This window comes from Streptomyces griseiscabiei (genome assembly GCF_020010925.1).
In the GTDB taxonomy this organism is placed as follows: domain Bacteria; phylum Actinomycetota; class Actinomycetes; order Streptomycetales; family Streptomycetaceae; genus Streptomyces; species Streptomyces griseiscabiei.
The window spans coordinates 380,164-405,104 of record NZ_JAGJBZ010000002.1 but is presented as its reverse complement, the minus strand read 5'-3'; the positions used below and the strand labels follow the sequence as shown (position 1 = coordinate 405,104).

The following is a 24,941-nucleotide window of genomic DNA, read 5'->3' as shown; positions in this document are numbered from 1 at the left end:
TGGGGTGACGACCCGCCGTCAGGGGCTTGGGGAGGCGCCGTTGCGGACGCGCAGGATGCGACCCGATGTTCCCGCGCCGGGGGAACCGTGGAGCGAGATCGTGCCCGGACTGTGGATGGGCGGGCACGAGTTCGCGCGGCGGACCGGTGCCGGGGGAATCGAATTCGCGGTCGTACACGATGAGTTCGACCTGGTGCTGACGCTGCTGCGGCTTCCGGGGTACGGGCCGGACGAGGGCGTCGAGCATCATGTGTGGGCGATCCCGGACGGACCGCTGGACGGTACGCAGTTGGCGGGGGTGCTGCGGCTCGCGCAGGCCGCGTGCGACGCGCTGGAGGACGGCAAGCGGGTCCTCGTGCGCTGCTACAGCGGGTACAACCGGTCGGGTCTGGTCGTCGCGCAGGCGCTGATCCGCGACGGGCACTCCCCCGAGGAGGCGATCCGGCTGATCCGCACCCGCCGTTCGCCGTGGGCGCTGCACAACGAGCTGTTCGTGGAGTATCTGCACACCGGCCTGGCGACGGTCCGGCTCCTGGAGGAGTTGGAGGAGCTGACATGAGGGCGCGGCCCGGACGGCGGAGCAGCGGGGCGGACGGAGGGGTTCCGCACGTATAGGGGGTGCGGACGAATAGGGTGTACGGGATCGTAACGACGCCCCCAGGAGTCCCGTGTCCCCCCGTCACCGGCACCGGCACCGCGCGCGCGTGGCCGCCGGCGCGTCGGCCACCCTGGCCGCCACCCTGCTGCTGGGCGCCTGCGGCGACTCCGGGGGTCTGGTGAGCGCGGGCGCCACGCCCACCGCGAGCGGCCCGACCCGGCTGTGGCCCGGGGAGCCGCCCGCCTCCTCCCCCGCCTACGACTACGGCGAGGCCGAGACCGAGGTCGTCAAGGGCGTCCGGGCCCCCGGCGAGGACATCCGCGAGGTGGACCCGGTGGCGGTCGTACGCGCGGAGATCGCGGCGCACCCCGATGTGTACACGGGGTCCGGGGCGCCCTACGGCGGGACGGCCGCGCGCATGGCGGACTGCGGAGACGACGGCGGCGAGACGGACAGCGGCGGGGCCGGTGGCGGGGACCGTGCCCGGTGCCCCGTCCTGAAGGCCTACTACCGGGACCTCACCGGTGACGGGCGCGACGACATGGTGCTCGGGTTCCGGCTGCTGCCCGGGAACCAGACGGCGGTGCGGATGTACACCTTCCAGGCGGACCGGCTGGTGCAGGTGCTGGCCAGCGACGACGCCGTGATCGCGGTCGAACTGGCCGGGCGGACGGTGATCATCCGCTCGCCCGCGGGGATCGTCGGCTACGAGTACCGCACCCAGTGGACCTGGGACGAGGACCAGTTGGCGATGCTGCTCACCCGGGACGAGATCCTGCGGGTGGGCGGCGCGTCGGCGAAGCCGGTCCCGCCCACCGTGACGCCGTCGTCCTCGCCCTCGCCCTCGCCCTCCACGACACCCGCGACCTCCCCCTCGACGAGCCCGCGGTGAGCGCGCCGGGGTCCGCGCGGAAACGGTTCGGCCTGCGGCGCCGGGCCTCCTCGCTCACCTGGAAGGCGCTGGCCTTCATCACGGTCATGTGCTGTGGGCTGGCCGCGCTGCTCGGCGCCCTCGTCCATGTCTCCGTGACCAACCGGACGGTGAGCGACGCCCGCTCCCGGGCGCTCGTCCGGCTCGACGAGGCGGTACGGGCGTACGAGGCCGGGAACCGGCTGCCGCCGCTGACCGGGATCGACGCCCCGGGGCTGCCGAAGCCGCTGCGCGAGCTGGCGGTGAGCGGGCGGCGCGGCACGATGGTCGGGGTCGCCCACGGCTACCCCACGATGTGGGCCGCCGCGCCGGCCGACGGCCGTGCCCTCGCCGTACAGATCGACTACGCGCAGAGCGCCGCCACCATCGAGAACCTGGACCGGGCCATCCTCGGCTCCTCGGCGCTCGCGATCGGGGTGACGCTGATCGTGGGCGCGCTCGGCGTCAGCGGGGTCACCCGGCGGCTGCGGGCGACCTCGCAGGTGGCCCGGCGGATCAGCGCGGGCGACCTGGACGCGCGGGTCGGCGACCCCCGGACGACGGACCCGCGGCGGTACCGCGACGAGGTCGCCGCGGTGGCCGCCGCGCTCGACACCATGGCGTCCACGCTGCAGCGGAAGCTGCTGAGCGAGCAGCGGTTCACCGCGGACGTCGCCCATGAGCTGCGGACACCGCTGACCGGGCTGCACGCGGCGGCCGAGCTGCTGCCGGCGGGGCGGCCGACGGAGCTGGTGCGGGACCGGGTCTCCGCGCTGCGGACGCTGACCGAGGATCTGCTGGAGATCTCCCGGCTGGACGCGGGCAGCGAGCGGCTGGAGGTGGACACGATCCGGCTGGGGGTGCTGGCGCAGCGGGTGGCCGCACAGGCGAGCGGGGAGACGGAGGTGCGGGTCGTCGAGGACACGTGGGTGGAGACGGACCGGCGGCGGCTGGAGCGGGTGTTGGGGAATCTGGTGGCCAACGCGCACAACCACGGGGGGCCACCGGTGGTGGTGACCGTGGAGGGGGCCGTCGTGAGTGTTCGGGATCACGGGGGCGGGTTTCCGGAGTACCTCGTGCAGGGCGGGCCTCAGCGGTTTCGGACCGAGGGCTCCGCCAAGGGGCATGGGCTGGGGCTCACCATCGCGGTGGGACAGGCGGAAGTCCTGGGAGCGCGATTGGGATTCGAAAACGCTCCGGGTGGGGGTGCGTTGGCCGTATTGCGGCTTCCGGTGAGTGAGGGTTGATCGCGCAGTTCCCCGCGCCCCCAAAAGGGGCGCGCCGCCCTGATGGCCCATTGGAAAAGGCGCCCCGCCCGCCCTCCTCCTAGCGTGGCGAATAGTCAGACTCGCCCCCTTTTTCTTCTGGAGGAGCTTCAGATGTCCCTGCGGATTCTGCTCATGCGGTTCGGTATAGCGGCTGCCGGTGGCGCCCTGGTGGCGTTCGCGGCCACGACTCCCGCGCTCGGCGTCGGCGCGGAGGACCCGCGGGAGAGCAAGCAGATCGTCAAGGGCGAGGTCGTCGCCCGTACCGGCCTGATCCTACGGAGCGCGCCGACCCGCGGCGGGTCGGTCATCCGGGTCGCGCGCCACGGCGAGATCGTCAAGATCTACTGCCGGACCCAGGGCCAGAGCGTCGACGGCGTCCGGCAGTGGTATCTGCTCGTCGACGGCACCTGGGCCTGGGGCTCGGCCCGCTACATCGAGCCCTTCAAGACGCCGCGCTGGTGCGACGCCTGAGCGACAGAGCGCGCAAGGCACCCCAAAAAGGTCCTATATGGGTAAGTTCCGGGCATGACCACCAAGGCCGGAACGACCCTGGCGGCGGATCCCTCCGACCCGTCCCCGCCACCCGCCGTACGCCTGCTCCGGCGCCGAGGCGTCGAGTTCACCCTCACCGTCGTGGCCGTCCTGCTCTCCGTGTCCGGCTACTGCGCCGTCGGTCTGGCGAAGAACGGCACCGTCCCGCCCGGCGCCGGCGACTACGGCGCCGGGCTCGGCGTGCTCGCGCTGCTGGCCCATCTGGCGGTGCGGCTGCGGGCGCCGTACGCCGATCCGCTGCTGCTGCCGATCGCGGTGCTGCTCAACGGCCTGGGGCTGGTGCTGATCCACCGGCTCGACCTGGAGACCCCGGCCGACCAGGCGGCACCCGCGCAGCTGAACTGGTCGACGCTCGGGGTGGCCCTGTTCATCACGGTCGTGGCGCTGCTGCGCGACCACCGGGTGCTGCGGCGGTACGCGTACGTGTCGGTGGTCGCGGCGCTGGCCCTGCTGGCGCTGCCGATCCTGTTCCCGCCGGTCAACGGGGCCCGGATCTGGGTGCGGATCGCGGGGTTCTCGCTCCAGCCGGGCGAGTTCGCGAAGGTGCTGCTCGCGGTGTTCTTCGCCGGCTATCTCGCGGCGAACCGCAACGCGCTGGCGTACGCCGGGCGCCAGGTCTGGCGCTTCACGCGCCTCCAACTGCCCACCGGACGCGTCCTCGGCCCGATCGTCACCATCTGGCTGCTGAGCGTCGGTGTCCTGGTCCTGGAACGGGACCTGGGCACCTCGCTGCTGTTCTTCGGCCTGTTCGTGATCATGCTGTACGTGGCCACCGGCCGCACCGGCTGGATCGCGGTGGGGCTGCTGCTGGCATGTGTGGGCGCGGTGGCCGTCGGCCGGCTCGAACCGCATGTGCACAGCCGGGTCGAGGACTGGCTGCATCCGTTCGCGTCGATCGAGGCGGGCCAGGGTGCGGGCCAACTCGCCCAGTCCCTCTTCGCGTTCGCGGCCGGCGGGCTGCTCGGCACGGGTCTGGGCCTCGGCCACTCCGTGCTGATCGGCTTCGCCGCCAAGTCGGACTTCATCCTGGCCACGGCGGGCGAGGAGCTGGGGCTCGCCGGACTCGCCGCGATCTTCCTGCTCTACGCCCTGCTGGTGGAGCGCGGCTTCCGCACGGGCCTCGCCCTGCGCGACCCCTTCGGCCGGCTGCTGGCCACGGGGCTCGCCTCGATCGTCGCCCTCCAGGTCTTCGTCATCGCGGGCGGGGTCACCGGCCTCATCCCCCTCACGGGTATGGCGATGCCGTTCCTGGCCCAGGGCGGCTCCTCCGTCGTCACCAACTGGATCATCGTGGCGCTGCTGATGCGGATGAGCGACTCCGCGAGACGGCAGTACGATCCCGGGCCACCGCTCGCCGATACTGGGCCACCGCTCGCCGATCCCGGCCAGGAGGGGCAGCGGGAGGAGAGCGGCGGGGCGGCGGAGTCGGGGAGCGGCCGGGAGGGTCGGGGCGTATGACGAAGTACATCCGGCGCGCCGCCGCCCTCTGCGCCCTGCTGCTGCTCGCCCTGCTCGTCAACGCCACCCGCGTCCAGGTCGTCCAGTCCCGGGCCTACGACGACAGTCCCGCCAACCGCCGCCAGGTGATCGCCCGTTGGGGCCAGCCGCGCGGGGACATCGTGGTCGAGGGGCGCCCGGTCACCGGCTCGAAGGACACCGGGGAGCAGCTCCGCTACGAACGGACCTACCGCGACGGCCCGTTGTACGCGCCGGTCACCGGCTTCGCCTCTCAGGAGTACGGGACGACGTTCCTGGAGCACGCGCAGGACCCGCTCCTGGACGGCAGCGACCCGCTGCTGTCGTTCCTCCCCCTGTGGAACGACCTCACCCGCGACCGCAACGCCGGCGGCCAGGTCGTCACCACGCTCCGGGACGCGGCCCAGCGCGCGGCCTATCTGGGGCTCGGCGCCCGCCGGGGCGCGGTCGCCGCGCTCGAACCGGCCACCGGGCGCGTCCTGGCCCTGGTCTCCCGGCCGTCGTACGACCCCGGAGTGCTCTCCGGCAACGGGCGCGCGGCGACCGAGGCGTGGGCGCGGCTGAACGGGGACGCGGGCAGGCCGATGCTCAACCGGGCGGTGCGGCAGACCTATCCGCCGGGTTCGACGTTCAAGGTGGTGACGGCCGCCGCCGCGCTGGACGCCGGGGTGGTGACGGACCTCGACGCCCCGACCCGCTCCCCCGACCCGTACACCCTGCCGGGCACCAGGACATCCCTGTCCAACGAGGTCGACGGCTGCGAGAACGCCTCGCTGCGCTACGCCTTCGAGTGGTCCTGCAACACGGTCTTCGCCAGGCTGGGCGTGGACGTCGGGCTCGGCGCCATGACGGACTCGGCCCGCGCCTTCGGCTTCAACGACCCCGGTCTGCGCATCCCCTTCTCGGTCGCGCCCAGCAGCTTCGACACCGAGATGGACCGGGCGCAGCTGGCGCTCTCCTCCATCGGCCAGTACGACACCCGGGCCACGCCCCTGCAGATGGCGCTGGTCACGGCGGCCGTCGCCAACGGGGGCTCGGTGCGGTCACCGTATCTCGTCGAACGCACCACCACGGCGAGCGGCCGCCCGGTGGCCGGCTCCGGCGCGCACCCCCTGCGCCGGGCCATGAACCCGACCACCGCGCGGCGGCTGCGCGACCTCATGCGAGGCGTCGTGGAGGACGGCACCGGCGCCAACGCCGCCCTGCGCCACGCCACCGTCGGCGGCAAGACCGGCACCGCCCAGCACGGCATCGGCAACTCCGGCACCCCCTTCGCCTGGTTCATCGGCTGGGCCCAGTCCGACGGCGCGGTCGAGCCCGAGGTGGCCGTGGCGGTGGTGGTGGAGGACGCGGAGGCCGTACGGGGGGACATCAGCGGGGGCGGTGACGCGGCACCCATCGCGAGGGAGGTGATGAGGGCGGTGCTGGGGCGGTACTGAGGGCTTCCGGGCCCCGCCCCGTCAGGGGCGCGGGGAACTGCGCGGCCCGCCCCCACCGGCGCGCGCCTTGCGGACCATGACCACCGGCCGAGATGAGCACTGTCACCTCCGGACCCGCCCGGCCTACCGTTCGGCCATGACTCCCGCCACGTACGAACTCGCCCAGGTCAACATCGCCCGCCTCAAAGCCCCGTTGGACTCCCCGCAGTTGAAGGACTTCGTCGACGCCCTGGACCCGGTGAACGCGGTCGCGGACCGCGCGAACGGCTTCGTCTGGCGCCTGCAGAGCGACTCCGGCAACGCGACCGACATCCCCGTCCTCGGTGACGAGTGGCTGATCATCAACATGTCGGTGTGGCGGGACACCGACGCCCTGACCGCCTTCATGTACCAGGGGCAGCACCGGGAGCTGCTGTCCCGCAGGCGGGAGTGGTTCGAGCGGCTGGCGGAGGCGGCGACCGCCCTGTGGTGGGTCCCGGCCGGGCACCGGCCCACCGTCGCCGAGGCGGAGGAACGGATCCTCCACCTCCGGGCCCACGGCCCGGCCCCGTACGCGTTCACCCTGCGTACGTCGTACCCGGCGGGTCCGGCGGGGCCCGCCGGACCGGCGGAGGCAGGGCCCGAAGCGGGCGCGGCGCCCGTCGCGCCGGACACCTCCGCCGTCAGCTGATCGGCTTCCGTATCTCGTCGCGGACCTGGAGGGTGCGCTTCGCGAAGGCCTCCACGTCCACCTTCTCGGGGTCCTGCCCGACGCTCGCCGTGCTCAGTTCGGCGACGGACGCCCCGGTGTTGCCGTCGGCCCAGGCGCACATCGGGTAGGTGACCTCGCTGCCGGCCTGGTCCTGGGTGACGACCTGACAGCTGATGGTGACGTCCGAGCCGTCCGGGGTGTAGTCCTCGGGCGGCACGGCCACCGTGATCGTGTCGACCCCGGCCGCGCCCTTGAGCATGTTGTCGCGGGCGGCGTCGGTGTTCTTGAACCGCCCGTACATGCCCGAGACGATCAACGCACCCTGCGCCCCGTCCTCCTGGGGCGCGTACTGCGCGACGGCGGCGGTGACGTCACGGGCGTCGAAGGCGCCGTCCGCCTCCTTCTCCACCTGCTTCCCGGTGGTGTCGGAGAGATCCTGGGCCAGCTTGTACTCACCGTCCAGCACGGTGTCGGGCAGCACGAGCCGGTACTCGGCCTCCGGGAATCCGCTCGTGCTCTGTGTCCCCACGACCCACAGGCCCACGGCGCCGACCACCGCGAGAGCGACGACCCCGCCGACGATCCCGAGGATCAGCCCCACCCGGCTCTTCGGCGGCGGCGCGGGCTGCCATCCGCCGGGGTGGGGCGGCCCACCGTGCGGCTGCTGCTGCGGCGGGTACGGCTGCTGCCCGTACGGCTGGGGCTGCGGCGGCTGCTGCGGATACGGCTGACCGTACGGACCGGGCTGGCCCTGGGGCTGCTGACCGTACGGACCGGGCTGGCCCTGGGGCTGCTGACCGTACGGCTGTTGACCGTAAGGGCCTGGCTGCTGGGGCGGTGGAGGCATGGACACGCCAGCACGGTACTCCACACAAGTGGTGCCCAAAGGATTGACGGCCTTGCTGACAAGTAGTCTCATAAGCGGTGACCGCTGGTAACGCACCCCGGTGACTCCCTGAAATCCCGTACGAGGAGCTGCGACGGCATGACTACGGTGACCTCGGTGAACTCCGCGCACTCGACGAATCCCGTGTCGGAGGCGGAGGTCCTGCGCGACGCGCTCGGACTCCTCAAAGACCGCGAACAGGTGGCCGAACGGCTGCTCGTGTCCTCCGCGAAGCACTCCTTCGACCCGGACAAGGAGCTGGACTGGGACGCCCCCTTCGAGGAGGGGAAGTGGTACTGGCCGCCGGAGCTGGTCTCCCTCTACGGGACACCGCTGTGGCGGAAGATGTCCGAGGAGCAGCGGATCGCCCTGTCCCGGCACGAGGCGGCGGCGCTGGCCTCCCTCGGCATCTGGTTCGAGATCATCCTCATGCAGCTGCTCGTGCGGCACATCTACGACAAGGCCGCGACCAGCGCGCACGTGCGCTACGCGCTCACCGAGATCGAGGACGAGTGCCGGCACTCGAAGATGTTCGCCCGGCTGATCAGCAAGGGGGACACCCCGTACTACCCGGTGAGCCGGCTGCACCAGAACATGGGCCGCCTCTTCAAGACGGTCTCCACGACCCCCGGTTCCTTCACCGCGACGCTCCTCGGCGAGGAGATCCTCGACTGGATGCAGCGGCTGACCTTCCCCGACGAGCGGGTCCAGCCGCTCGTCCGGGGAGTCACCCGTATCCATGTGGTCGAGGAGGCCCGGCACGTGCGGTACGCCCGTGAGGAGCTGCGCCGCCAGATGGTGACCGCTCCCCGGCTGTCCCGGAGCTTCACCCGGGTCACCTCCGGCGAGTTCGCCCGCGTCTTCGCCGTCGCGTTCGTCAACCCCGAGGTCTACTCGAACATCGGCCTCGACCAGCGGGTCGCCGTCGCCCAGGTGCGGGCGAGCGGGCACCGGCGGGAGGTCATGCAGACGGGCGCGAAGCGGTTGACCGACTTCCTGGACGACATCGGGGTGCTGCGGGGTGTGGGGCGGCGGATGTGGAGGTCTTCGGGGTTGCTGGCGTAGGTGGGTGCGGGTTCGTGGGCGGATGCGGCTCCGGTGGGGGCTGGTCGCGCAGTTCCCCGCGCCCCTGAAAGACCAGGCCCCTGCGGGCTGAAGAAAGCACGGGGCGCGGCCCCTGCTTCTCAGGGGCGCGGGGAACTGCGCGAGAAGCCCCACCGGCCCGCACCCGCCCACGAACCCGCACCCCCCACCCCGTGAGCGCGCCCCCGACTACCCTGCGGGTATGACGTCCGAGGCCCCCACCCGTGCGTACCGCCGTCTGAGCGTGGAAGAGCGGCGCAGCCAGTTGCTGGACGCCGCGCTGGAGCTGTTCGCGCACCACGCGCCCGAGGACGTGTCGCTCGACGACGTGGCGGAGGCGGCCGGCGTCTCGCGCCCCCTCGTGTACCGCTACTTCCCCGGCGGCAAGCAGCAGCTCTACGAGGCGGCCCTGCGCTCGGCCGCCGAGGAGCTGGAGCACTGCTTCGACGAGCCCGCCGAGGGCCCCCTCACCAGCCGCCTGGCCCGCGCCCTCGACCGGTATCTGGCCTTCGTCGACACGCACGACACCGGTTTCAGCGCCCTCCTCCAGGGCGGCAGCGTCGTGGAGACGTCCCGGGCGACGGCCATCGTGGACGGGGTGCGGCGCGCCGCCGCCGACCACATCCTGCGCCACATCGACGTGGCCGAGCCGGGCCTGCCGCTGCGGATGACCGTCCGGATGTGGATCACCTCCGTGGAGGCCGCCTCGCTGATCTGGCTCGACGAGGGCAAGCGGCCGGACGTCGGCGAGCTGCGCGACTGGCTCGTCGAGCAGTTCATCGCCTGTCTCACGGCCACCGCCGGACGCGACCCGCAGACCGCCGCCGTCGTACGGCACGCCCTCACCGTCGAGACCCCGGACGGCGCCGTCGCCGCCCTGGCCCGCCGCGTCCTGCCCGTGGTCGGCGACGCCGGTCACCTGCTGTGACACCGGTGGGCCGACGGCTGTGACACTGGTCCGGTGAAGAGCCAAGACACCCCCTTCGTGGGTGGCCCCCTCGACGGGCGCGTCCTGCCCGTGCTGCTCGGCATCACCGGGCACCCCCCGAAGACGTACCGGGTCCCGGTGCCCGACGCGGCCGGCGGCCCCCCGGCCGTCCTCGTCTACCGCCGGGTCGACGCCGGCCGGGGCGGTCTGCTGCACCAGTTGTGGAAGTACGAGTACGCCCCGGACGCGGACCCGAGCCGCCGCCCGAAGTGGCCGTGGTCCAGGCCCGGCGCCCCACGCGGGCGATCCGCCACGCCGCCCGAGGGCCCGCGCCCCACCGACGAGTGACACTCCGGCGCCGAACGGTCCACCCGGCGCGCGCCCGCCCCGCACGCCCCCCAATCTGCCGGTGCGAGGTGGACGGCCCATCTCCGCACCGGAGGTGATGACGTGTCAGGAAGGCTTCTGCGCCTGGTCGGTACGGCGACGGTCACGGCCCTCACGGCCGGCGCCCTCATCGGCACGCCCTCCGCCCTGGCCGCACCGGATCCGGGCGCCCGCTCGGTGGCCGGTCTCCTCGGCGACCTCCGGCGGCTGTACCGCGAGGCCGAGGAGGCCGAGGAGGCGTACACCGCGACCGGCGACGCGCTCACGAGGCAGCGGGCCGAGGTGACCCGGCTCGACCAGCGCCTCGCGGCGGCCCGGCTCTCCCTGCACGACAGCCGGGGCGCGGCCGGCCGTCTGGCCCGGCAGCAGTACCAGAGCAGCAGCATCGCGCTCTCCCCGTACGTCCGGCTGCTGATGGCCCGTGACCCGCACCGGGCGCTGGAGCAGGGGCATGTGATCGGGCAGGTCGCCCAGGAACGCGCCGAGACGATCGAGCGCCTGACCGGCAGCGCACACGACACCGACACCCTCGCCCGCCGGGCCCGCGCCGCCCTGGACCGCCAGCTCACCCTCGCCGAACAGCACAGGCGCCACCACGACACCGCCTCCGACCGCCTGGACGAGATCGAGGAACTCCTCGCCGCCCTGACCCCGGACCAGCTGACCGCCGTGCGGAAGGCCGAGGAGACTCCCGACCCCGGCCTCCCGAAGCCCCCGGCTGCTCAGGGGCGCGGGGAACTGCGCGAGAAGCCCCACGCACCCGCACCCGCCGAAGAACCCGCACCCCCACCCCGATAGGCGCGCCCCGCCCTCAACCCCCCGCAACCTCCGCGAGATACGCCCGCGTCTTCTCCGCCTCATAGAAATAACTCTCGAAGTCCGCCGGATCGTCGAACCCATTGGCAAAACGATCCGCCACCACCGGCAGCCCCTCCGCCGCCCCGACCAGCTCCAGCACATGCCCGGCCGGCGGAGCCAGCATCGTGTTGGTCCACTTGGTGACCGGCCCCGCGATCCGCCAGAACCGTTCGAACGTCCGCCGCATCCACGCCTCGTCGAACTCCGCGTCCCCGTGGTCGAGGATCGCGGCGAGATAGACGGCCGCGCACTTGGTCGCGGAGTTCGATCCCTGCCCGGTGAGCGGGTCGTTGGCCACGACGACGTCCCCGGCGCCCAGCACCGGCCCGCCGCCGGGCAGCCGGCCGACGGGGTCGCGCACGACCGGCGTGTAGCGGCCGGTCAGCGCCGCCCCCGGGTCCGTCACCTCGACGCCCGCGGTGCGCGCGTACTCCCAGGGGACGTACCGCCTCATGAGGTCCAGGGTCAGCGCGAGCTGCTCGTCGGCGCCCCGGACGCCGTCGAACGCGTCGAGCGGTCCGCCGGGCAGGCCCAGCCAGAAGAGCGCGTCCGCGCGGCCGGAGGTGGTCAGGACCGGCTGGACGATGAGTTCGCCGAGGCCGGGCACCAGGTTGCAGCGGGCCGCGTCGAACTCCGGGTGCTCGGGGCGCGGGCCCAGCCCGTGGACGTAGACGGCGGCGAGGGCGCGCTGCGGTTCGGTGTGGGGTGAGCGGGCGGCGTCCCGGGGGAACATCCGCACCAGTTCGCCCTTGCCCGCGGTGACGAGCACGAGATCGTAGACGCGGGAGAACCAGTCGAGGTCGGAGACCGCGGCGCCGTGGACGACCAGCTGGCCGCCGCGCCGGGCGAAGGTCTCCAGCCAGCCGGCCATCTTCACCCGCTGGTCCACGGCCTGGGCATAGCCGCGCAGCCGGCCGACCCAGTCGACGGCGCGCCCGCCGTCGGGCCCGGCGACGGAGACGCCGACGCCCTCGATCCTCGGGGCCTGGGACTCCCAGAAGTTCAGGTCGAGGTCGCGCTCGTGGCGCAGCGCCGAGTCGAACATGCACTGGGTGGACATGATCCGGCCGGCGCGTATCTCGTCCGGGGTCCGATTGGACATCAGGGTGACCTCGTACCCGTGCGACTGGAGGCCGAGGGCCAGGTGCAGCCCGGACTGGCCGGCTCCGACGACGAGAATCTTCCGCATCCGGACAGGTCTCCTGGTTCGTCCGTGGCGTCCCGTGTCACCTTCCTCCGTCCCGCTGGGAGGGACCGGAGGAGGGACTACTCGGGGCTGAGGGATATCGCGTGGCCGCAGAGGGCCAGCAGGGTCTCCATCGCGGAGGCCCGCTTGCGTGCGTCCATGATCATGACAGGTACATGTGCGGGCACGGTCAGCGCGTCCCGGACGTCGTCCGGGTCGTACCGCACACTGCCGTCGAAGGCGTTGACCGCGACGATGTACGGCAGTCCGCAGCTCTCGAAGTAGTCGAGCGCGGGGAAGCAGTCGCCGAGGCGGCGGGTGTCGGCGAGGACGACCGCGCCTATCGCACCGCGCACCATGTCGTCCCACATGAACCAGAACCGCTCCTGGCCGGGCGTGCCGAACAGGTAGAGGACGAGGTCGTCGTCGAGGGTGATGCGGCCGTAGTCCATGGCCACGGTGGTGGTCAGCTTGTCCGGGGTCGCCGACAGGTCGTCGGTGCCGGCGCTGGCCTCGGTCATCAGGGCCTCGGTGCGCAGCGGGGTGATCTCGGAGACCGCGCCGACGAACGTGGTCTTGCCGACGCCGAAGCCGCCCGCCACCACGATCTTCGTGGCGATGGGGGCCCGGCTGAGATCGGCCTGCCAGGGTTTCAGCTCCTCCTCGGGCTCCGCCCCGGGCGGGGCGGGGTCCACGTCCGCGCCGTGCGCGGCGGCGTCGAGACGCGGGGCGTGCGCGTCGACATGGACGCGGAGGGCGTCGTCCTTGACGCCCGGGGTGACGCCGGCCGAGGCGTCGGGGGTGACGCCGGCCGAGGCGGCGTCAGAGACGGCGGAGTCCACTCAGCACCCTTTCCAGCAGAGCGCGGTCCGGCTGTCCCGGTCCGTGACCTGTTCCGTACACACGGATCTTTCCCTGGTCCGCGAGATCGCTGAGGAGGACGCGGACCACACCGAGCGGCATCTTCAGCAGCGCGGCGATCTCCGCCACCGTCCGCATACGGCGGCAGAGTTCGACGATGGCCCGCATCTCGGGCATCACCTTGGTGTTGAGTGAACCTCCCCCACTATTGAACATGTGGGCGGTACCCCCAACCAACTCCGGCCGCTCCGCCGGGGCTTCGAGTACGGCGACGAAGGTCTCCACATGCAGGACGTGGCCGAAGCGGGTCCGGCCGCCGGTGAGCGAGTAGGGGCGTACGCGGGCGAGTTTGCGGTCGCCGCCGCGCACCGGGAGCTTCTTGGCGCCCTTCGCGCCCGCGCCCTTCGCGCCTCCCGTGCCCTTGACCGTCTTCGCGGACTTCGTGCCCTTCGGCCCGGCGGGCCGCTTGGCCGGGCCGGGCTCGGGGGCGCGGGCCCGGTGCTGCCGCGGGCCGTTCATCGACGGCTCCCGGCGGCCTCGGTCTCCTTCTGCGACTCGGCCTCCAGGGACTTGCGCAGTTCGCTGCGGAGCTCCGGGGTGAGGACATGGCCGGCGCGGCCGACAAAGAGCGCCATGTGGTACGCGACCACGCTCATGTCGCAGTCCGGTGAGCCGTGCACCCCGAGCAGCGAGCCGTCGCTGATCGACATCACGAAGAGGCTGCCGTGGTCCATCGCGACCATCGTCTGCTTGACCCCGCCGAACTCCATCAGCTTGGCGGCACCGATGGTGAGGCTGCCGATGCCGGAGACGATGGTGGCCAGGTCGGCGGCGGAGCCCCGGGGGCCCTGCGGCCGTTCGTCCCGGACCTGACGGGCCTCGGCGATTCTGCCGGGGTCGGAGGAGAGCAGCAGCAGGCCGTCGGAGGAGACCACCGCGACCGACAGCAGCCCCGGCACCTCCTCGACGAGGTTGGTCAGGAGCCAGTGCAGGTTGCGGGCTTCACTGCTCAGTCCGAAGGTAATGGGCGCGGTCAACTGCTTTCCTCCTCGGAAGTGCCCCCCGTGGTGTCAACTGCCTCTGTCCGGTACTCATGTGCCACGTGCTGATGCTCCAGGGGCATCCGTGTCTCGCCCGACTGCTCGGCGATCTCCGCCTCGACGTCGCGGCGCCCCTGGCTGGCCCCCTGGTGGAACCCGCCGAGCCTACGGCGCAGTTCCTCGGCGTTCACGCCCCCGGCCCTGGGCCTCGGGGGCATGGGCGTGGGCTCGGTGATCCTGGGCGTGCGCTTGGGCAGGCCCTTGTCGGTCAGGCGCGGGGTCTCCTCGCCCCGTCGCCCCTCCGTGCCGGCCCGCGGCGCCTCCGCCGCGCGCCCCGCGTTGCCTTCCTCGTCGGCGGCCCGCTCATGGGCTTCGGGTTCGTCCGTGTACGGGTCCTCGCCCGCCCACGGCTCCTCGTCCTCGTCGGCGACATCCTCGTCGGCGCCCTTCCCCGGGGCCACCGGAGCGAAGAGCTCCATCGTCGTCTCGGACACGGACTCGGTCCCGCTCCCGGATCCGGCCCCGGGTCCGTCGTCTTCCGGTACGACGGTCCCGGTGGCCTCCGCCGTGTCGGCGAAGTCGGCGGCGTCGGCGGCCGTCCCCACGGCCTCCCGCGCCAGCAGTGCCCGCTCGGCCGCCTCGATGAGCGGGTCGCCGTCGCCTTCCGGCTCACGGACGGCGACGGAACGGCCGGGCAGGACGTTCGAGTTGGCCTCGGCGTCGGCGCCCGGCAGAGTGAGCGCGGGCGTGAGCGAGACCGGGGTGCCCACGGGCACGGCGGGCGTGGGGGCCAGCAGTGCCTTGGGCAGGACGACGACCGCGGCGGTGCCGCCCGAGTCGTGCCGCTGGAGCCGGACCGGGGTGCCGAGCCGGTGGGCGAGGCGGGCGACGACGTACAGGCCGAGGCCGAGTCCCTCGCCGTCCTCCTGCTCGTAGGGCGCCTCGGGGTCGAAGTCGGTGAGGCGGGCGTTGAGCCGGGCGAGGCGGTCGGGGGCGACGCCGATGCCGCCGTCCTGGACGGAGAGGGTGATCTCGCCGTTCTCCATCAGCCAGCCGGAGACCTCGACGGACATCTCCGGCGGCGAGAACGAGGTGCCGTTCTCCATCAGTTCGGCCAGCAGATGGCTGAGGTCGTCGGCGGCGAACCCGGCGACGTGCGCGGCCGGCGGCAGCGCGGCGATGCGGACGCGTTCGTAGCGCTCGATCTCGCTGACCGCGGCGCGGACGACGTCCACGAGCGGGACGGCTCCGGCGTGGTGCTGGATGTGCTCGTGGCCGGCCAGGACGAGGAGGTTCTCACTGTGGCGGCGCATGACGGTCGCGAAGTGGTCGAGCTTGAAGAGGGTGGCGAGCCGGTCCGGGTCCTGCTCGCGCTCCTCCAGGGACTCGATGACGGCGAGCTGCCGTTCGACGAGGCCGAGGGTGCGCAGCGCCAGGTTGACGAAGGTGGCGTGGACGCTGTGCTGGACCTTCGTCAGATGCGCCGTGGCCGCGGCGAGTTCGGCGCGCAGCCGGTCGCGGTCGTCGGCCATGGTCTGGCGCTGGCCGATGAGGTGCTTGCGGTCGCCCTCCAGGGGCGCGAGTCGCTCGTGCAGCGCGAGGGCGTGCGCGTGGAGCGCGTTGACGGAGCGCACGACCTGGGCGAACTCGTCGTTGCGGCCGGTGAACTTGACCGGTTCCTCGGTCGCCGGGTCGCCGGCCACGCGGGCGGAGCCGATGCGCAGCACCGCGAGCGGGCGGGTGAGGGAGCGGGCCATGCCGGTGGCGACACCGACGGCGAGGAGCATCAGGGCGCCGAGGACGGCGATCCGGATCTCCAGCGCGGTGACGTCCTCGTCGCGGAGCTGGGCGAGGTCCTTGGTGCGCCGGTCGTAGAGCGAGGACTCGGCGCCGCGCATCAGCTCCACACGGGCGGAGAGCGCCGCGCCCACCTTCTTGGCGCTGGTGCCCGCCTCGTTCGCGGAGAGCGTGGGCTGGTCGGTGAGGGCCGCCAGGTACTTCTCGGCGCTGTCGGCCTCGGGGCCGGTGACCGTGGCGTCGTACGAGGAGCGGCCGGCGGCGGGCGCGGTCTCGCGGAAGTGGGAGAGGGCCGCGTCGGAGCGGACCCGGGCCTGCTGCGCGACGGCGGTGAGCGCGTCGCGCTGCTTGGCGTCGGCGGCCGAGGCGCCGGTCGTGGTGGTGGGCAGCCCGGTGGTGGGGTCGATGACCGTCTGTGTGGTCGTCGGGACGCTGAGCGCGGCGACGAGCAGGCCCCGGGCGGCGGCGGCCTGCTGGACGGCGGTGTCGAGTTCGGCGAGGGCGTAGGCGCCGCCGCCCGCGCGCGGGGGCAGTTCGGCGGCGAGTTCCTCGGCCAGGGCGTGGAGTTCGGTGACGACGGCGGTGTACGCCGTGTGCGCCTCGAGCGCGGTGCTCTTCCCGGAGAGCGCGGCCTCCCGGACGCCGGCGATGGACTCGATGTCCTCGCGCAGCCCGGCGGAGGTGTCGGTGTCCGCGCTCAGTTCCCTGACCTGGGTGTCGACGCGTTCGCCGCGCTGCCTGCTGGGCTCGGCCGACTTGGGCCGCCCGGCGGCGATGTACGCGGTGACCTCGTCGCGTTCGTCCGCCAGCGCGTGCGCCAGCGTGAGCGCTTCCTGGGTCTGCCCGGCGAGGGTGACCAGGCTCTGGGTGTCGTGCAGTTGCTCCGAGGCGGCGAGGATCGAGGGTGACCCGGCGCCCGCTATGGCGGCGGCGACCACGGCCACGGCCACGATGAGCCGGTTGCGTACGTGCGCCTTCCGCCCGGTGCCGACGGCGGGGGCCTCGGCCTGTGCCGTCCCCTGCTGGTTCGAGGAGGCCGCCGAGGCCTTCGAAGCTGCCTTCTTGCCTGCGCGCCGAGGCCGCGTCTTCTGCACCGGTGCTCGCATTCCTGACTCGTGTACCCATGGGCCGGGGTGACGATCCGTCGACCGGTCGAAAGCCGTCGGTCGCTAGTCGTATGTCGTGCACAGCCGTCCCCCCGGTACGGCTCCCGACCCTCCCAGTGCCGGTGGGCGACGGTCCCGCATCAACAGTCCCGCCACCCGAAGGAGTGAACATCGCCGGGGAGTTGGCGGGCAAGTTCCTCCGGCTCGTGCCGATGCCCCGTACTGCGGGCCGGTTGGACGTCGGCGACGCGCTTTGACAGTATTCGCCGCCGCGCTTCACCGCTCACGATCATTCCATGCCAAACCCGGCGCCCTGTCTGGAGGGTCCGGGTCGTACGGCGACCATTGTCGGCCTTTCACTGATCTTGTGGAGGGCTCGTGCAGACTGGCCGAATGCGCACGGAACTCGTCTCGGAGCCCGGCAACCCCTTCCACCCCAACGAGGACTTCGCGGCGGTGGCCCTGCCCGCGGGGGGACAGGGCGGCGCCCTGGTCGTCCTCGACGGGGTGACCCCGCCGCCCGGGGGCCACGGCTGTCGACATTCGGTCGCATGGTTCACTTCCCGCCTCGGCGGCTCCCTGACCGAACTGTCCGTTTCGGAGCGGGATTCGCCGTTGTCCGACGTGCTCTCACAGGCCATTTCCCGTACCGCCGGGGCGCACGTCCAAACCTGTGACCTTTCTCACCCACGAACCCCACAGGCCACGGTGGTTGTCGCCCGCTGGTCCCGGACGGCCGTGGAGTACCTGGTGTTGTCGGACTCGGCCCTGCTGTTCGAGCGGCCGGACAACACGGTGACGGCCGTCCTGGACGACCGTCTCTCCCGGCTCCCCCGCGCGGCCCTGGCCACGGCCGCGCACGTCGACTCGGTCCTGCGCAACAAGGAGGGCGGCTTCTGGACGGCCGCCGCGGATCCCGCCGTGGCCGCGCGGGCGGTGACGGGAACCCTCCCCCGCGAGGAGGTCCGCGCACTGCTCGCGTTGACGGACGGCGCGAGCCGCTGGACGGAGATGTTCCGGGAGGGCGACTGGGCCGACCTCCTCGCCTTCACCCGCAAGACGGGGACCCGGGGGCTGGTGCGGCGGGTGCGGGAGCTCGAAGCCACCGACACGGACCGCGTGTTCCTGGGCCGTGCCAAGAGGCACGACGACGCGAGCGCGGTGTTCGCCGAGTGGTAGTCAGCTCTCCACGCCGCGGTTGAGCTGGAGCAGCAGCCGGGCCAGCTCGGCCACCTCGTCGCGGTCCCAGCCGGCGAGCTGGCGTACGTACGCTCCCCGGCGGGCGTCGCGGACCGCGCGGAAACGGGCGCGGCCCTCGTCCGTGAGGTGGACGAGCCAGGCGCGGCCGTCGGCGGGGTCGGGTTCGCGGGCGATGAGTCCGAGGTGCTCCAGGGCGCGGAGCTGACGGGACATGGTGGCCTTGCCGACACCGATGAAGGCGGCGAGTTCGGTGGCGCGCAGGCGGCCGGCCTCGTCGAGGCGGGCGAGGAGGCCGTAGGCGGCGGACTCCAGGTCGGGGTGGACGGCGCGGGCCATCTCCCCGGACTTGGCGCGGGCCCGCCGCAACAGGACCGTCAGCTCCCGCTCCAGCGCGAGGTACGCCTGGTCCATCCCGCTCACCGGCAGATCGGCGCCGACACCGCCGCCTTCGCCGTCGCCGATTCCGCCTTCGTCCTGCACGTGGGGGCTCCTGATTCCTGTTGCGGGTACCTGCGGGTCAGTATTTCGCAGGTGGGGGGCGGACAGGGTCCAGGGCGCCCGCGGGTCCGGTGGGGGCTGGTCGCGCAGTTCCCCGCGCCCCTGAAAGCAACAGGCCCCTGCGGGCCTGAAAAGCACGGGGCGCAGCCCCTGCTCTTCAGGGGCGCGGGGAACTGCGCGAGAAGCCCCACGCACCCGCACCCGGCACGCACCCCGGACACCCCCCACCTCACCCCGTCACGCCGCCGCCGGCACCGCCGTCTCCGCCGGCGCGAGCGCCAGCTCCAGCACCTGCCGGACATCCGTCACGGCGTGGACGTCGAGCTTGTCCAGCACCTCCGCGGGGACGTCGTCGAGGTCGGCCTCGTTCCGCTTGGGGATGACGACGGTGGTGACACCGGCCCGATGCGCCGCGAGCAGCTTCTGCTTGACGCCGCCGATGGGCAGCACCCGCCCGGTCAGCGAGACCTCACCGGTCATCGCCACGTCCGTACGGACCAGCCGCCCGGACAGCAGCGAGGCGAGGGCCGTCGTCATGGTGACGCCGGCGCTCGGGCCGTCCTTGGGGACCGCGCCCGCCGGGAAGTGGATGTGCACACCCCGGTCCTTGAGGTCGGCGACGGGCAGCTCCAGCTCCGCGCCGTGCGAGCGCAGGAAGGAGAGCGCGATCTGCGCGGACTCCTTCATCACGTCGCCCAGCTGGCCGGTGAGGGTCAGCCCCGCCGCGCCCGTCTCCGGGTCGGCGAGCGACGCCTCGACGTACAGCACGTCACCACCCGCGCCGGTGACCGCGAGCCCGGTCGCGACACCCGGCACCGCCGTCCGCCGCTCCGCCGGGTCCTGGGCCGACTCGGGTACGTGGTGCGGGCGCCCGATGAGCCCGCGCAGCTCCCCCTCGGTGACGGTGAACGGCAGCTCCCGCCGCCCCAGTTCGTGCTGGGCCGCGACCTTGCGCAGCAGCCGCGCCACGGACCGTTCCAGGTTCCGCACGCCCGCCTCGCGGGTGTACTCGCCGGCCAGCTTGCGCAGCGCGCCCTCGTCGAGGACGACCTCGTCGGCGCCGAGCCCGGCCCGCTCCAGCTGACGGGGCAGCAGATGGTCCCGGGCGATGACGACCTTCTCGTCCTCGGTGTACCCGTCCAGCCGGACGAGCTCCATCCGGTCGAGCAGGGCCTCGGGGATGGCCTCCAGCACATTGGCCGTGGCGAGGAAGACGACGTCGCTCAGGTCGAGTTCCACCTCCAGGTAGTGGTCCCGGAAGGTGTGGTTCTGCGCGGGGTCGAGGACTTCGAGCAGCGCGGCGGCCGGGTCGCCCCGGAAGTCGGAGCCGACCTTGTCGATCTCGTCGAGCAGGACGACGGGGTTCATGGACCCGGCCTCCTTGATGGCGCGGACGATCCGTCCGGGGAGCGCCCCGACGTACGTACGCCGGTGCCCGCGGATCTCCGCCTCGTCGCGCACACCGCCGAGCGCGACCCGGACGAACTTCCTGCCCATCGCGTGCGCCACGGACTCGCCGAGGCTGGTCTTGCCGACACCGGGCGGCCCGACGAGGGCGAGCACGGCACCGCCGCGCCGCCCGCCGACGACACCCAGCCCCCGGTCCGCGCGCCGCTTGCGCACGGCGAGGTACTCGGTGATGCGCTCCTTCACGTCCTCCAGACCGGCGTGCTCGGCGTCGAGCACCCGCTGGGCGCCCCGGATGTCGTACGCGCCAGTGTCATCGGTTCGCTCGTTCCAGGGAAGTTCGAGCACGGTGTCGAGCCAGGTCCGGATCCAGCCGCCCTCGGGGGACTGGTCGCTGGACCGCTCCAGCTTGTCGACCTCCTTGAGGGCGGCCTCCCGGACCGTCTCCGGCAGGTCGGCGGCCTCGACGCGGGCCCGGTAGTCGTCGGACTCCTCGCCGTCCTGTTCGCCGTTCAGCTCGCGCAGCTCCTTGCGGACGGCTTCGAGCTGACGCCGCAGCAGGAACTCGCGCTGCTGCTTCTCGACGCCCTCCTGGACGTCCTTGGCGATGGTCTCGGCGACGTCCTGCTCGGCGAGGTGGTCGCGCAGCTGCTGGGTGGCGAGCTTCAGCCGGGCGATCGGGTCGGCGGTCTCCAGGAGCTGGATCTTCTGCTCGACGGTGAGGAAGGGCGAGTACCCGGAGTTGTCGGCGAGCGCGGAGACGTCGTCGATCGCCTGCACCCGGTCCACGACCTGCCAGGCGCCGCGCTTGCGCAGCCAGCTGGTGGCAAGTGCCTTGTACTCCTTGACGAGTTCGGCCACCTGTCCGGGCAGCGGCTCCGGCACGCTGTCGTCGGCCCGCGTCCCCTCGACCCACAGGGCGGCGCCGGGCCCGGTGGTCCCGGCCCCGATCCGCACCCGCCCGAGGGCGCGGATGAGCGCGCCGGGGTCGCCGTCCGCCAGCCGTCCGACCTGCTCGACGGTCCCGAGCACACCCGTGCTCACGTACGCCCCGTCGATCCGCGGCACCAGCAGCACCTTCGGCTTCCCGGGCTCGGCCCGGGCCGCCGCCTGCGCGGCCTCCACCGCGGCCCGTACATCTGTGTCATTGAGGTCCAACGGCACCACCATTCCCGGCAGCACGACCTCCTCGTCGAGCGGCAGCACGGGCAGGGTGAGCGGTGCGGACGTCGATGCCATGATCTCTCCCTAGGCAGTCAAGTTGAGCTATGCCGACTCAATGCACATGAGCCGAGGAATGTTCCCCGAGGGGCGGCCCGTTCGCTGTGGGCGATCACGCACCCCGGAGACCGACGGTCACACCCGCCCGCTCCACCATGAGTAATACTCTCTTTCCAACATCACCTATTACCGACTGATTGCTTACCTACTTACTCACCTACACACACGGAGGTCGTGGTGGACGGAATCGTGCGGGCCTGGGTCGACGGATGGGTGGTCTCGCGTGGTGCGGCGCCGCCGGTGGCCGAGCCGTGGGGCTGCACGATCGACATGGGCATGGCCCACCACGTCACCCGCCACGTCCTCGGGGCGACGAACGAGGAGGTGACGGAGGCGGCGGTCCGTAAGGTCGCGGACGCCGTCACCGGGGCCGCGGTCTGGCTCAAGGTCTTCGCGGAGCCGTCGAGGGTGACGCCCTGGCTCGGCGAGGGCTGGTGGGTGGACCCCGAGCCGGGCTGCCTGATGACGACCCGGCTGAGGACGCACGGGACCCCCGCGGCCACGTCCCGCCCCCTCCCCGACGGCTACCGGCTGCGCACCTGGTCGACCGGTGGGGTGACCCGGGTGATGATCGCCGCGCCCGACGGCTCCTTCGCCGCCCGCGGCCAGATCGCCCCCACCGGGGCGACCGCCGTCGTCGACCAGATAGAGACGTCCCCGGACCACCGCCGCCGCGGCCTCGCCACCACCGTCCTCCACACCCTCACCCGCTCCGCCCTCACCCAGGGCGCGGAGACCGGGGTCCTGGCCGGCACACCGGACGGGCGGGCGCTGTACGAGGCACTGGGGTGGAGGGTGGAAGCGCCGCTGACGAGTGCGAGGTTCACGGGGCGGGCGGGCGACGGGCGGCCGTGACCCGGGCGCACGGAACAGCGCCGCCGATCCGGAGCACCGGTCGGCGCGCACCGCCGTACGCGCCCCTCACGCGCCCTCCACGCACCCCCGACCGGCGCACGAGCGCCGCTCGTGCCACCGGCGCACCTCCCCGCCGGTACGACGCCGCCACCTGCGCAACCTCACGCGGTGAATCCATCGATGTGCTCCGCGGCTGCACGGTCCGCGAGTTCCTGGCGTACGCGGCGTGGCTGCGCGCGATGCCGGGCGGGCGGATCGCGGAGGCGGTCACCAGGGCGGCGGAGGCCGTCGACCGGGGCGACCGGCTGGGGCACAGGCTCCGTACCCTCTCCGGCGGGATGAAACAGCGGGTGGGCATCGCGCAGGCCATCGTCGATGCGCCCACACTGCTCCTGCTCGACGAGCCGACGGCCGGGCTCGACCCGTGCGACGACGTCACCGTGCTCCGCTCCGGCCGCCTCGCCTCCACGGCCCGCTGGACGCGCTGGGCGCGGGCGGCGGCTACGCGACGGTCGTGACGGCCTGAGCCCGCCCCGTCCCCGCCCCGGGGCCCACCGGCCCGGCCTGCCGCGCCCGCCGCCAACTCCGCACCACCGGCCAGGTCGCCACCTCGATGGCCAGGGACATCAGATGCCCCCAGTTCGTCATCGGGTCCGCGTACGCGAACAGGTCGTCCACCAGCATGCCGCCGAAGCACAGCAGGATCGGCCACCGCAGCCACGGCGACAGCAGCCCCGCCAACGCGCCCACACTCGCCGCCACCCCGAAGCTGATGCCGTAGTCGAGACGGTGGAGGGAACTGTCGGGGAGACGGCCCGCCAGGACGGCGAAGCCCACCGGGACCTCGGTCGCGAGGGTGGCGAGGACATGGCCCAGCAGGAAGACCGCGGCCGTGCGCCACCCGCCGACCCGGCGTTCCAGCGCGGTCAGCACCAGCACGAAACCGAGGGCGTACGGGGATCCGACCCCGCCCGCGACCCACAGCGCGCTGGCGAACAGCACCAGCACCGGGGTCCGGACCAGGTGCGCCACGTCCGTGCTGGAGCCCTGGTGCAGCGCGTGCACCAGCGCCGGATCGGCGTGCGCGGCGACCAGCGAGGTGCCCAGCAGGACGGCGGCGTAGAAGAAGGTGAAGGGCGTACCGGTGGGCGTGGGGAGCAGCCGCCAAGGGCGCGGGAGCGGGGGGCGCGTGCGCGGGGCGGGCACGCGTTCTTCGAGCCCCGCGGGCTCGCCCTCGGGCTCGTCCTCGCGTCGCGCCACTTCGGCCGGCACCGCACCCGCCTGCCGAGGGATGCCGTCGAGGAAGGGTCGCGCGGCGGTCGCGGTCCCGGAGGCGCCGGTCCCGGCAGCGTCGGTCCCGGCGACGTCTGTCTCGGCAGCGTCGGTCCCAACAGCGTCGGTCTCGGCGGCGTCCAAGGTGAGGCGCTCCTTCCGGTTCACCCCACCTTCGACGCCTCGCCGGTCCCTTGTCTGTGACCCCCGCCACCCGCGCCACGATTCACAGCAACTCGACAGCCGCCGGTGCCCCTAGGCCCTTCTGGTGGATCTCCGACGCCGCGAAGATCCGTCAGAAGGGCCCTAGGGCCTGTCTTCACATTCCCGCCTGCCCCGCGACGCCATGCACGCTCCCCCACTCTCGGCTTCGCTCGAGCGGGAGGTACCCCCACCGCCGCACCGGGCCCTGACCCGAGTACGTCCAGTACGCGGGTCAGGGCCCGGCACGCCGAGAGCACGCTCCCCCAGTCTCGGCTTCGCTCGACCGGGAGGTACCCCCACGACGCCGCGGGGCCGCCCTTCGGGCGACGACGGGAATGTGAAGACAGGCCCTAGGCCGCGTCCGCCCCGATCTCCCGGGCCACCCGCTCCGTATACGCCCGGAACCGCCCCGCCATGTCGAACCCCTTCGGGTCCAGCACCCACTGGATCTGCAGCCCGTCCATCACCGCCGCCAGTTCCTGCGCGACGGCCACGACATCCGTGCCGGCCCGCAGTTCACCGGCGTCCACCCCGCGCCGCAGCACTCCCGCCACGGTGTCCACGACCTCGGCGTACCGCTTGACGAAGTACGTGTGGGCGGGATGACCGGGGTCGCCCGCCTCGGCGGCCAGGACGTTGAACATCCGGGTGCGGCCCGGCCGCGCGCTGTTGTACTCGGCGAGCCGCACGAGCGCGGCGAACATCTGGGCCGCCGAATCGAACTCCTTGGAGAAGAACCGCTCCCGGTCGGACTCGTCCATGCGCTCCAGCACCTGGACGAGCAGATCCTCCTTGCTGCGGAAGTGGTGCAGCAGCCCGCCCTGGGTGATGCCGACATCGTCGGCGATCCGTGCCAGGGAGGAGGCGTGGAAACCCCGCTGGGCGAAGTGCTCGACGGCCGCTTCGAGAATGCGCAGGCGCCGCTCGTCCCCGACGGCGTACGAGCCACGCGTGCCGGACCCCTGCGGCCTCCGGTTTCGCACCATGTCCGCCACCCTAGGGCCTGTCTTCAAATTCCCGTCGTCGCCCGAAGGGCGGCCCCGCGGCGTCGTGGGGGTACCTCCCGGTCGAGCGAAGCCGAGACTGGGGGAGCGTGCTCTTGGCGTGCCGGGCCCTGACCCGCGTACTGGACGTACTCGGGTCAGGGCCCGGTGCGGC

Annotated in this window: 25 protein-coding genes; 15 read left to right on the top strand and 10 right to left on the bottom strand. The window is 72.9% G+C overall.

Annotated features, from left to right (window positions below; genetic code table 11):
* Positions 1-55: 55 nt before the first annotated feature.
* The 7 genes from J8M51_RS19395 (at position 56) to J8M51_RS19365 (ending at position 6,913) form a co-directional block, all read left to right on the top strand.
* Positions 56-559 carry a protein-tyrosine phosphatase family protein gene (locus J8M51_RS19395; RefSeq protein WP_086755881.1) on the top strand — a complete coding sequence of 168 codons (504 nt, stop codon included), beginning with the start codon at positions 56-58 and terminating at the stop codon, positions 557-559.
* A 109-nt stretch (positions 560-668) separates the two neighbouring features.
* Positions 669-1,490, top strand: coding sequence for a hypothetical protein (locus J8M51_RS19390; protein ID WP_398856466.1), 822 nt, complete (start codon positions 669-671; stop codon positions 1,488-1,490).
* Positions 1,487-2,755: a sensor histidine kinase gene (locus tag J8M51_RS19385; protein WP_179203103.1), complete on the top strand. Its 1,269-nt coding sequence runs from the start codon at positions 1,487-1,489 to the stop codon at positions 2,753-2,755. Before J8M51_RS19390 ends, J8M51_RS19385 begins: the two co-directional genes overlap by 4 nt.
* A 132-nt stretch (positions 2,756-2,887) precedes the next feature.
* A complete protein-coding gene (locus J8M51_RS19380; RefSeq protein WP_086755880.1) occupies positions 2,888-3,247 on the top strand; it encodes an SH3 domain-containing protein in 360 nt (119 codons plus the stop codon).
* 54 nt (positions 3,248-3,301) lie between these two features.
* Positions 3,302-4,786, top strand: coding sequence for an FtsW/RodA/SpoVE family cell cycle protein (locus J8M51_RS19375; RefSeq protein WP_267299336.1), 1,485 nt, complete (start codon positions 3,302-3,304; stop codon positions 4,784-4,786).
* On the top strand, positions 4,783-6,243 hold the full coding sequence (locus J8M51_RS19370) for a penicillin-binding transpeptidase domain-containing protein (RefSeq protein ID WP_216590787.1): 1,461 nt from the start codon (positions 4,783-4,785) through the stop codon (positions 6,241-6,243). Before J8M51_RS19375 ends, J8M51_RS19370 begins: the two co-directional genes overlap by 4 nt.
* A 136-nt stretch (positions 6,244-6,379) precedes the next feature.
* Positions 6,380-6,913 (top strand): DUF3291 domain-containing protein, encoded by a 534-nt coding sequence (locus tag J8M51_RS19365; protein ID WP_086761231.1) that lies wholly within the window; start codon positions 6,380-6,382, stop codon positions 6,911-6,913.
* Here the strand turns inward: J8M51_RS19365 and J8M51_RS19360 are convergent.
* Entirely contained in the window at positions 6,906-7,535 is a 630-nt protein-coding gene (locus J8M51_RS19360) for a hypothetical protein (RefSeq protein ID WP_086761233.1), read from the bottom strand. The two genes, J8M51_RS19365 and J8M51_RS19360, sit on opposite strands and share 8 nt — an antisense overlap.
* A gap of 39 nt (positions 7,536-7,574) precedes the next feature.
* Here J8M51_RS19360 and J8M51_RS46130 point away from each other — a divergent pair, with 39 nt between their 5' ends.
* The 5 genes from J8M51_RS46130 to J8M51_RS19340 all read left to right on the top strand — a co-directional run bounded on the left by J8M51_RS46130 (position 7,575) and on the right by J8M51_RS19340 (position 11,016).
* Complete coding sequence (locus J8M51_RS46130) at positions 7,575-7,847, top strand: hypothetical protein (RefSeq protein WP_143673373.1); 273 nt, start codon at positions 7,575-7,577, stop codon at positions 7,845-7,847.
* 72 nt (positions 7,848-7,919) lie between these two features.
* Positions 7,920-8,885, top strand: coding sequence for an AurF N-oxygenase family protein (locus J8M51_RS19355; RefSeq protein ID WP_086761235.1), 966 nt, complete (start codon positions 7,920-7,922; stop codon positions 8,883-8,885).
* Positions 8,886-9,105: 220 nt separating this feature from the next.
* A complete protein-coding gene (locus tag J8M51_RS19350; protein ID WP_086763804.1) occupies positions 9,106-9,831 on the top strand; it encodes a TetR/AcrR family transcriptional regulator in 726 nt (241 codons plus the stop codon).
* A gap of 33 nt (positions 9,832-9,864) precedes the next feature.
* The gene (locus J8M51_RS19345) at positions 9,865-10,179 is read left to right on the top strand and encodes a hypothetical protein (RefSeq protein ID WP_086763802.1); all 315 of its coding nucleotides are present in this window, start codon (positions 9,865-9,867) and stop codon (positions 10,177-10,179) included.
* A 102-nt stretch (positions 10,180-10,281) separates the two neighbouring features.
* Positions 10,282-11,016, top strand: coding sequence for a coiled-coil domain-containing protein (locus J8M51_RS19340; RefSeq protein ID WP_317852983.1), 735 nt, complete (start codon positions 10,282-10,284; stop codon positions 11,014-11,016).
* A 13-nt stretch (positions 11,017-11,029) separates the two neighbouring features.
* Here the strand turns inward: J8M51_RS19340 and J8M51_RS19335 are convergent, their stop codons facing one another.
* The 5 genes from J8M51_RS19335 to J8M51_RS19315 form a co-directional block, all read right to left on the bottom strand.
* Positions 11,030-12,265, bottom strand: coding sequence for a styrene monooxygenase/indole monooxygenase family protein (locus tag J8M51_RS19335; RefSeq protein ID WP_267299335.1), 1,236 nt, complete (start codon positions 12,263-12,265; stop codon positions 11,030-11,032).
* A 77-nt stretch (positions 12,266-12,342) separates the two neighbouring features.
* A complete protein-coding gene (locus J8M51_RS19330) occupies positions 12,343-12,957 on the bottom strand; it encodes a GTP-binding protein (RefSeq protein WP_179203285.1) in 615 nt (204 codons plus the stop codon).
* Positions 12,958-13,084: 127 nt separating this feature from the next.
* Positions 13,085-13,642, bottom strand: a complete 558-nt coding sequence (locus J8M51_RS19325) for a DUF742 domain-containing protein (RefSeq protein WP_398856462.1) — start codon at positions 13,640-13,642, stop codon at positions 13,085-13,087.
* Positions 13,639-14,160, bottom strand: coding sequence for a roadblock/LC7 domain-containing protein (locus J8M51_RS19320; protein WP_086759621.1), 522 nt, complete (start codon positions 14,158-14,160; stop codon positions 13,639-13,641). Before J8M51_RS19320 ends, J8M51_RS19325 begins: the two co-directional genes overlap by 4 nt.
* Complete coding sequence (locus J8M51_RS19315; protein ID WP_086759619.1) at positions 14,157-17,054, bottom strand: sensor histidine kinase; 2,898 nt, start codon at positions 17,052-17,054, stop codon at positions 14,157-14,159. Before J8M51_RS19315 ends, J8M51_RS19320 begins: the two co-directional genes overlap by 4 nt.
* A gap of 405 nt (positions 17,055-17,459) precedes the next feature.
* On the opposite strand from J8M51_RS19315, the gene J8M51_RS19310 reads away from it, so the two are divergent.
* Entirely contained in the window at positions 17,460-18,245 is a 786-nt protein-coding gene (locus J8M51_RS19310) for a protein phosphatase 2C domain-containing protein (RefSeq protein WP_086759616.1), read from the top strand.
* Here J8M51_RS19310 and J8M51_RS19305 read toward each other — a convergent pair whose 3' ends face one another.
* Positions 18,246-18,746, bottom strand: coding sequence for a MarR family winged helix-turn-helix transcriptional regulator (locus J8M51_RS19305; protein WP_086759614.1), 501 nt, complete (start codon positions 18,744-18,746; stop codon positions 18,246-18,248).
* Positions 18,747-19,001: 255 nt separating this feature from the next.
* Positions 19,002-21,410: an endopeptidase La gene (lon, locus tag J8M51_RS19300; protein WP_086759612.1), complete on the bottom strand. Its 2,409-nt coding sequence runs from the start codon at positions 21,408-21,410 to the stop codon at positions 19,002-19,004.
* 219 nt (positions 21,411-21,629) lie between these two features.
* On the opposite strand from lon, the gene J8M51_RS19295 reads away from it, so the two are divergent.
* Complete coding sequence (locus tag J8M51_RS19295; RefSeq protein ID WP_086759610.1) at positions 21,630-22,307, top strand: GNAT family N-acetyltransferase; 678 nt, start codon at positions 21,630-21,632, stop codon at positions 22,305-22,307.
* 182 nt (positions 22,308-22,489) lie between these two features.
* Complete coding sequence (locus J8M51_RS19290) at positions 22,490-22,825, top strand: ATP-binding cassette domain-containing protein (RefSeq protein ID WP_398856459.1); 336 nt, start codon at positions 22,490-22,492, stop codon at positions 22,823-22,825.
* Here J8M51_RS19290 and J8M51_RS19285 read toward each other — a convergent pair.
* The gene (locus tag J8M51_RS19285) at positions 22,809-23,723 is read right to left on the bottom strand and encodes a rhomboid-like protein (RefSeq protein ID WP_267299334.1); all 915 of its coding nucleotides are present in this window, start codon (positions 23,721-23,723) and stop codon (positions 22,809-22,811) included. The two genes, J8M51_RS19290 and J8M51_RS19285, sit on opposite strands and share 17 nt — an antisense overlap.
* Before the next feature lie 410 nt (positions 23,724-24,133).
* On the bottom strand, positions 24,134-24,769 hold the full coding sequence (locus J8M51_RS19280; RefSeq protein WP_216591531.1) for a TetR/AcrR family transcriptional regulator: 636 nt from the start codon (positions 24,767-24,769) through the stop codon (positions 24,134-24,136).
* Positions 24,770-24,941 lie beyond the last annotated feature (172 nt).